The following is a 5,856-nucleotide window of genomic DNA, read 5'->3' as shown; positions in this document are numbered from 1 at the left end:
CTGCATTTGCTGGAGAAAAGGCAGGTGTCATATTTGAAGGGGAGAAGCGCTTTGATGTGGTCATTCGTTTGGCAGAAGAATATCGACAAGATATCAACAGCTTAAAAGATCTTTATATCGATCTGCCAAACGGTGCACAAGTACCGTTAAAGGAAGTGGCGGAAATTAGCTATAAACCCGGGCCAATGCAGATTTCAAGGGATAATACTTCTCGTCGAACTTCCGTGGGCGTGAATGTTCGCGGGCGCGATGTAAAATCGATGGTTGAGGAGATTCAGCAAAAACTGGAAATGGAAGTGAAACTGCCTCCAGGTTATTATGTTACTTACGGAGGGTCATTTGAAAACCTGCAACGAGCGTCAGACCGATTGATGATTGTAGTCCCAATCGTTCTATTAACAATATTTGTTCTGCTTTACTTTGCTTTGAATTCATTTACACAAGCCTTGATGATCTATATGGCAGTGCCATTGGCGGCCATTGGTGGTGTTTTCGTTTTGTTGATTCGTGGAATGCCTTTCAGTATTTCGGCTGGAGTCGGGTTTATCGTACTCTTCGGAGTTGCCGTATTAAACGGTCTCATACTCATAAACAAATTCAATGAACTAAAAGACAGTGGAATGACAGATATAAAAAAACGTATATACGAAGCTACACATGAACGTTTACGTCCAATTTTATTAACAGCCATTACAACAATTATGGGTTTTATACCCATGGCGGTTTCCACCTCTGGTGGTGCAGAAGTACAGCGCCCCTTGGCAACAGTAGTCATTGGAGGAATGCTTACGGCAACATTTCTGACCTTGGTGGTTATACCTATTCTTTATTATTGGCTTGAATCGAGAAAGGAACGAAACAATACTGGTGGAGATGTAAGCTACATCAACAAATCCACGAACATTGTAACCGTACTATTGATGGTTGGTGGTTTGATGGCTTCGGGAACTGCTTTTGCCCAAAACACCAGTCCAGATGGCACAATTCCAAAAACCTTGACCGTAGATGAGGCTATTGCGATGGCAAAGCAGAATTATCCATCGCTTAAGGAGAGTCAGGCATTTATTGAACGGGAAAAGGCACTAAAGGGAACGAGTTTTGACCTTGGTAGCACTCAAGTTTTCACGGGCAAGGAAGAATATGGCAATAATCTTCCTGGCGTTCAGACAACCGTTGGTGTGCAACAAGGCAACATTGATTTGCTTTCAGGATTTTCAAAATCGAAGTTTTACAAAGAGCGCATTGCCTTGGGAGAAAAGTTTTATGTGGCCAGTGAACAACAGTTGGTGCGCAATGTGATGCAAGCCTATGACCAAATTAATTATTACAAGGCACAGTTGCGTTTTGCTGATCAATTGGACAGTACTTATGCCAATTTTAAGGCCGCTGCCCAACTTCGGTATGACACTGGAGAAACAGGCAAGTTGGAATTTATTGCAGCCTCTTCAGAATTTCAACAGATTCAAGTGTTAAGGCAACAAGCCTATGATGATATTGAAATTGCCAAACGTGCCTTAAAACAATATTTGGGAACGGACGAATCCATTGAAACGGTAGATGGTTCTTACGAGCCATTGGATTTTATCGCAACATTGAATTCAGCTTCGGTTGCCAATAACCCAATGTTGCAATATGCCTTGCAGAATGCCGAAGTAAGTAAAGCAAATGTGGGCGTTGAAAAATCGCAATTCCTACCAAAATTCAGTTTATCGTATGGTAGGCAGGTTGTGGATGATGTTTCAGGGTTTAATACCTATCAGGCAGGTATTAGCATTCCGTTATGGTTTTTTCCGCAGAAGTCAAGAGTCAAGGCAGCGAAGGCAGACGCAATGGTTGCAGAGAGTCAATATTTGGAGCAAAAAGCGGTTACAGAAAGTCGCGTGTCGCAATTGGCCAAATCACTCGAAAAAACCAAGAAGATTTTGCATTATTACGAAGAAGGCGCACTATTGTTGGCAGAAGAACAAATTACCACAGCGCAGTTGGCTTCTAAAGAAGGCGAAATAGATTACGTCAATTACATCACAATTCTCAACAGCGCCATCCGTATTAAACAAAACCATTTACAATACATCAATCAGTATAACCAGCAGTCTATTGAGGTACAATATCAGTTGGGCAATCTATAATATAAAATGAAAAATAAAATGAAATATTTATCTATAATTAGTTTAGCTTTAGTAACCTCATTATTTATAGGTTGCAATAATAAGGCAGATTCAGAATCAGGTCATACTGAAGAAATTGCATCTTCGGAAAAAACGAAGCAATTCGAAGAAGGTGGTCACAGCGAGGAAGAAGGCGTTGTGGGACTTACAAAGCAACAGGCCGAAACCATCGGTTTGGAAACGAAACCTCTGGAGGAACGGAATTTAGGGAACAACATTAAGGTAACAGGTACGCTGGAACTTTTCCCACAGGATAAGGCGAATATCAATCCGTTTGTTGGTGGAAATGTGAGTTCCATAAAAGTAATACCCGGAGATAACGTAAGTAGAGGGCAGGTGTTGGCATATATAGAACACCCAGACATCATTGCAATGCAACAGGAATATCAGGAAAAAAATGACGAACTGGTCTTTTTGAAACAGGATTTTGAACGCAAGCAGACCCTTTATGACAAAGGTGTTTCTTCGGGCAAGGAATTTCAGATGGCGCAGTCAAAATTTCGTTCCACAACGTCCAGCGTCAATGGTTTGCGTTCCCAATTGAAACTGTTGGGCATTAATCCGGACAAAGTGGCTGAAGGTCAAATATATTCCGCTGTACCCATTACAACGCCCATAAGTGGTTACGTGGATGAAGTAATGATTAGCCTTGGCGACTATGTGGCGCAACAATCCAAAATGTTCTCAATAAGCGATAATTCAAAGATTTATGTCAACTTCAAAATATATGAGAAGGACATAAAGCAAATCAAGAAAGGACAACAGATATATTTTTCAACGGCCTCTCGTCCAGATGAACTGCTTAAAGCAACCGTTCGGTCTGTGGGTAAAACATTCAACACCGAACCAAAAGCCTTGGAAGTTCTGGCAGATATTGAAAACAAGGATAAAAACCTATTGCCGGGTATGTACGTGCAAGGGCGAATAGTGCAGGGCGAAAAAAAGGGTTTTGCAATACCCGAAGCTGCCATTATTAAAGAGGGCGAGCAATCTTTTATTTTTATTCTCGATGAAGATGAACAAATGGAAGCGAACAAAATGAAGTTTAAAATGATACCCGTAACGGTCGGTATTACTGATTTAGGCTTTGTTGAAGTCAATCTGCCTGCCGAAGTTTCAAAAGATGCTAAAGTGGTTATAAAAGGAGCTTATAACCTGTCTTCGGAAATGATTAAAGGCGAACTGGAACACGGACATTAATTCAGCAATAATCAAAGGTTTTGATTCCGGGTTTGTTTATCGTCTTAATTAGTTAGTTAAAAATTGAAAAACAGGCTCGGTTCAACATCGATTAAAAATTTATGATATGAAAGAAATAAAAGCATTTATAAAACCGAACCGAATCCAAAGAGTCATTGAAGCACTATCAGATAACGGGTTTAAGAGTATGACACTTTCACAGGCAGAAGGGACTGGCGCATTCAAGTCAAAAGGAGCAAGACCGTCGCTGGATTTTCACGTGACTGATAGTCCAGTGGTTAAGTTGGAACTGGTCTGCCAAAATGAGGAAGCCCAAGCGGCAATTGAGATAATTTTAAAAAATAGCAAAACGGAAGAACCTGGAGATGGTATTATTTATATAGCAAATATTGAAGATGCTTTTCAGATAAAAACGGGAGATTCCCTAAAGAAAGATTAGGGTTGCAGACTAATGGGATTCTTAAAAACCATAAAGGAAAAAGCAAAAAAACTCAAGCAGGAACTTGTGGTGCTACATCTTGCCTATAGCCATCCAAGAACACCGTGGACGGCTAAAGCGATAATAATTTTGGTTATCGGCTATGCCTTAAGCCCCATCGACCTGATACCCGATTTTATTCCCGTGCTTGGTCTGTTAGATGATATCATCCTATTGCCTTTGGGTATTTATTGTGCGATAAAACTCATTCCCAATGAGGTTATTAAAGAATGTAGGGAGCGAGCCCGAACATACAGTTGGGATAAAAAGAAAAGTATAGTGGCAGGTGTAATAATTGCCTTCATCTGGATTTTGGCGGTTTACCTAATTGTTAGCCACATATTCATTAATAGATAATTCGATGAAAGAAATAGAAACATTTTTAGAAGACAAAAAAGTTCGCCCTACGGCAATGCGCGTCCTGATTTACAAGTATATGGCCGAAAAAGAAATTGCGGTCGCCCTAGCAGATATAGAAAATGCTTTCACAAAAGCAGACAGGACTACCTTGTACAGAACCCTTAAAACTTTTGAGGAAAACGGAATTGTCCACCAAATTGATGACGGCACGGGAATTACCAAATATGCTTTATGTGATAAAGGATGCAATTGCGAGATAGAACAGGATTTGCACCTTCATTTTCATTGCTTAAACTGCAATGAAACGGTTTGTCTCACAAAACATAAAATTCCTCATATCAATCTGCCCGAAGGGTACTTGGCAGAAGACGTTAATTTGGTCGTAAAAGGAATCTGTGAGAAGTGTAGCGGCCAATAAATGCACTTCCATTGCACTTTTTATTTCATTAAATTGATAAAAAAAAATTATGGTACAGTTTCTAAATTTTGAAAAAACCAATTTGATTGCCGCCTTTCTGGGAGGTAAAATCTCTAAAGAAGATGTAGAAAAAATCCATTTACTAATCCACAAAATCCTTAAAACCAACCAGAAGGTTGATTTCTATTTTGAAATGAAAGATTTCCACGGTTACGACCTGCAAGGTCTTTGGGTAGATATTAAAGTAGACAACTCACATCTTTCCGATTATGGCAAAATGGCATTTGTGGGCGAAAGGAAATGGCAAGAATGGGCTGCCAAGGCAACCGATTTCTTTACCGGTTCAGAGGTAAGATATTTTGATTTAAAAGATAAGGAACAAGCCAAGCAATGGATAAATTTATAATAAAATAAAATGAGCAAGAAAAAACAAAATCTTCGTGATATCAATACCGAAGAACATAAAGGAGAACACGCACACGACGATGGCCACAACCATAGCGACCCGGAAAGTGTAGGAAAATTTAAAACCTATCTACCAGCAATTTTCAGTTTTGTGATGCTGATTATCGGTATCGCTATGGACTATTTTGATGTTGCATTTTTTAAGGATTGGGTACGTATCGTTTGGTATGTAATAGCATACCTTCCAGTAGGTTTTCCCGTGATAAAAGAAGGCTGGAACAGCATCATAAAAGGCGATTTCTTTACGGAATTTCTGTTGATGTCCATTGCTACCATTGGAGCATTCGCCATTGGCGAATATCCCGAAGGTGTGGCAGTAATGCTTTTTTACGCAGTGGGCGAATTGTTCCAAAACGCAGCGGTCAATCGAGCCAAAAGCAATATCAAAGCCTTGCTCGATGTAAGACCTAATGAAGCTTTGGTTTATCGAAACAACGATTACATTTCTGTAAATCCTGAAACCGTTGAAATTGGCGAAAAAGTACAGGTTCGTGTGGGCGAAAAAATTCCTTTGGATGGAATTTTACTTTCCGACAAAGGCTCATTCAATACAGCAGCATTAACAGGCGAGAGCAAACCGGATACCATTGCAAAAGGAGAAAAAGTTTTTGCTGGAAGCATCAATTTGGATGGCGTTATTGAGATTGAAACGACCAAAGAATTTAAGGATAGTTCTATTGCGCGTATCCTTGATATGGTGCAGAATGCAACAGCTCGTAAATCAAAAACCGAACTGTTTATCAGAAAGTTTGCAAGAATCTACACGC

Annotated in this window: 6 protein-coding genes and 1 pseudogene; all 7 read left to right on the top strand. The window is 39.9% G+C overall.

From position 1 onward, the window contains the following. Nucleotides 1-2,129, top strand: a 2,129-nt coding sequence (locus VLZ86_RS16170; RefSeq protein WP_325453302.1) for an efflux RND transporter permease subunit, incomplete at its 5' end; no start/stop codon positions are given. A gap of 18 nt (nucleotides 2,130-2,147) precedes the next feature. Beyond that, nucleotides 2,148-3,368, top strand: coding sequence for an efflux RND transporter periplasmic adaptor subunit (locus tag VLZ86_RS16165; RefSeq protein WP_026814629.1), 1,221 nt, complete (start codon nucleotides 2,148-2,150; stop codon nucleotides 3,366-3,368). Between the two features lie 106 nt (nucleotides 3,369-3,474). Next, nucleotides 3,475-3,807, top strand: a complete 333-nt coding sequence (locus VLZ86_RS16160) for a P-II family nitrogen regulator (protein ID WP_026814630.1) — start codon at nucleotides 3,475-3,477, stop codon at nucleotides 3,805-3,807. Between the two features lie 12 nt (nucleotides 3,808-3,819). Further along, nucleotides 3,820-4,203 carry a YkvA family protein gene (locus VLZ86_RS16155; RefSeq protein WP_026814631.1) on the top strand — a complete coding sequence of 128 codons (384 nt, stop codon included), beginning with the start codon at nucleotides 3,820-3,822 and terminating at the stop codon, nucleotides 4,201-4,203. Nucleotides 4,204-4,207: 4 nt separating this feature from the next. Then, on the top strand, nucleotides 4,208-4,624 hold the full coding sequence (locus VLZ86_RS16150; RefSeq protein ID WP_026814632.1) for a Fur family transcriptional regulator: 417 nt from the start codon (nucleotides 4,208-4,210) through the stop codon (nucleotides 4,622-4,624). Between the two features lie 49 nt (nucleotides 4,625-4,673). Continuing rightward, complete coding sequence (locus VLZ86_RS16145; protein ID WP_026814633.1) at nucleotides 4,674-5,030, top strand: STAS/SEC14 domain-containing protein; 357 nt, start codon at nucleotides 4,674-4,676, stop codon at nucleotides 5,028-5,030. A gap of 9 nt (nucleotides 5,031-5,039) precedes the next feature. Next, nucleotides 5,040-5,856 (top strand): annotated as a pseudogene (locus VLZ86_RS16140) (heavy metal translocating P-type ATPase); the annotation flags it as partial.

The sequence above is a fragment of the Gelidibacter sp. genome (assembly GCF_035515035.1).
In the GTDB taxonomy this organism is placed as follows: Bacteria; Bacteroidota; Bacteroidia; order Flavobacteriales; family Flavobacteriaceae; genus Gelidibacter.
This window is presented reverse-complemented; position numbering and strand designations above follow the sequence as displayed.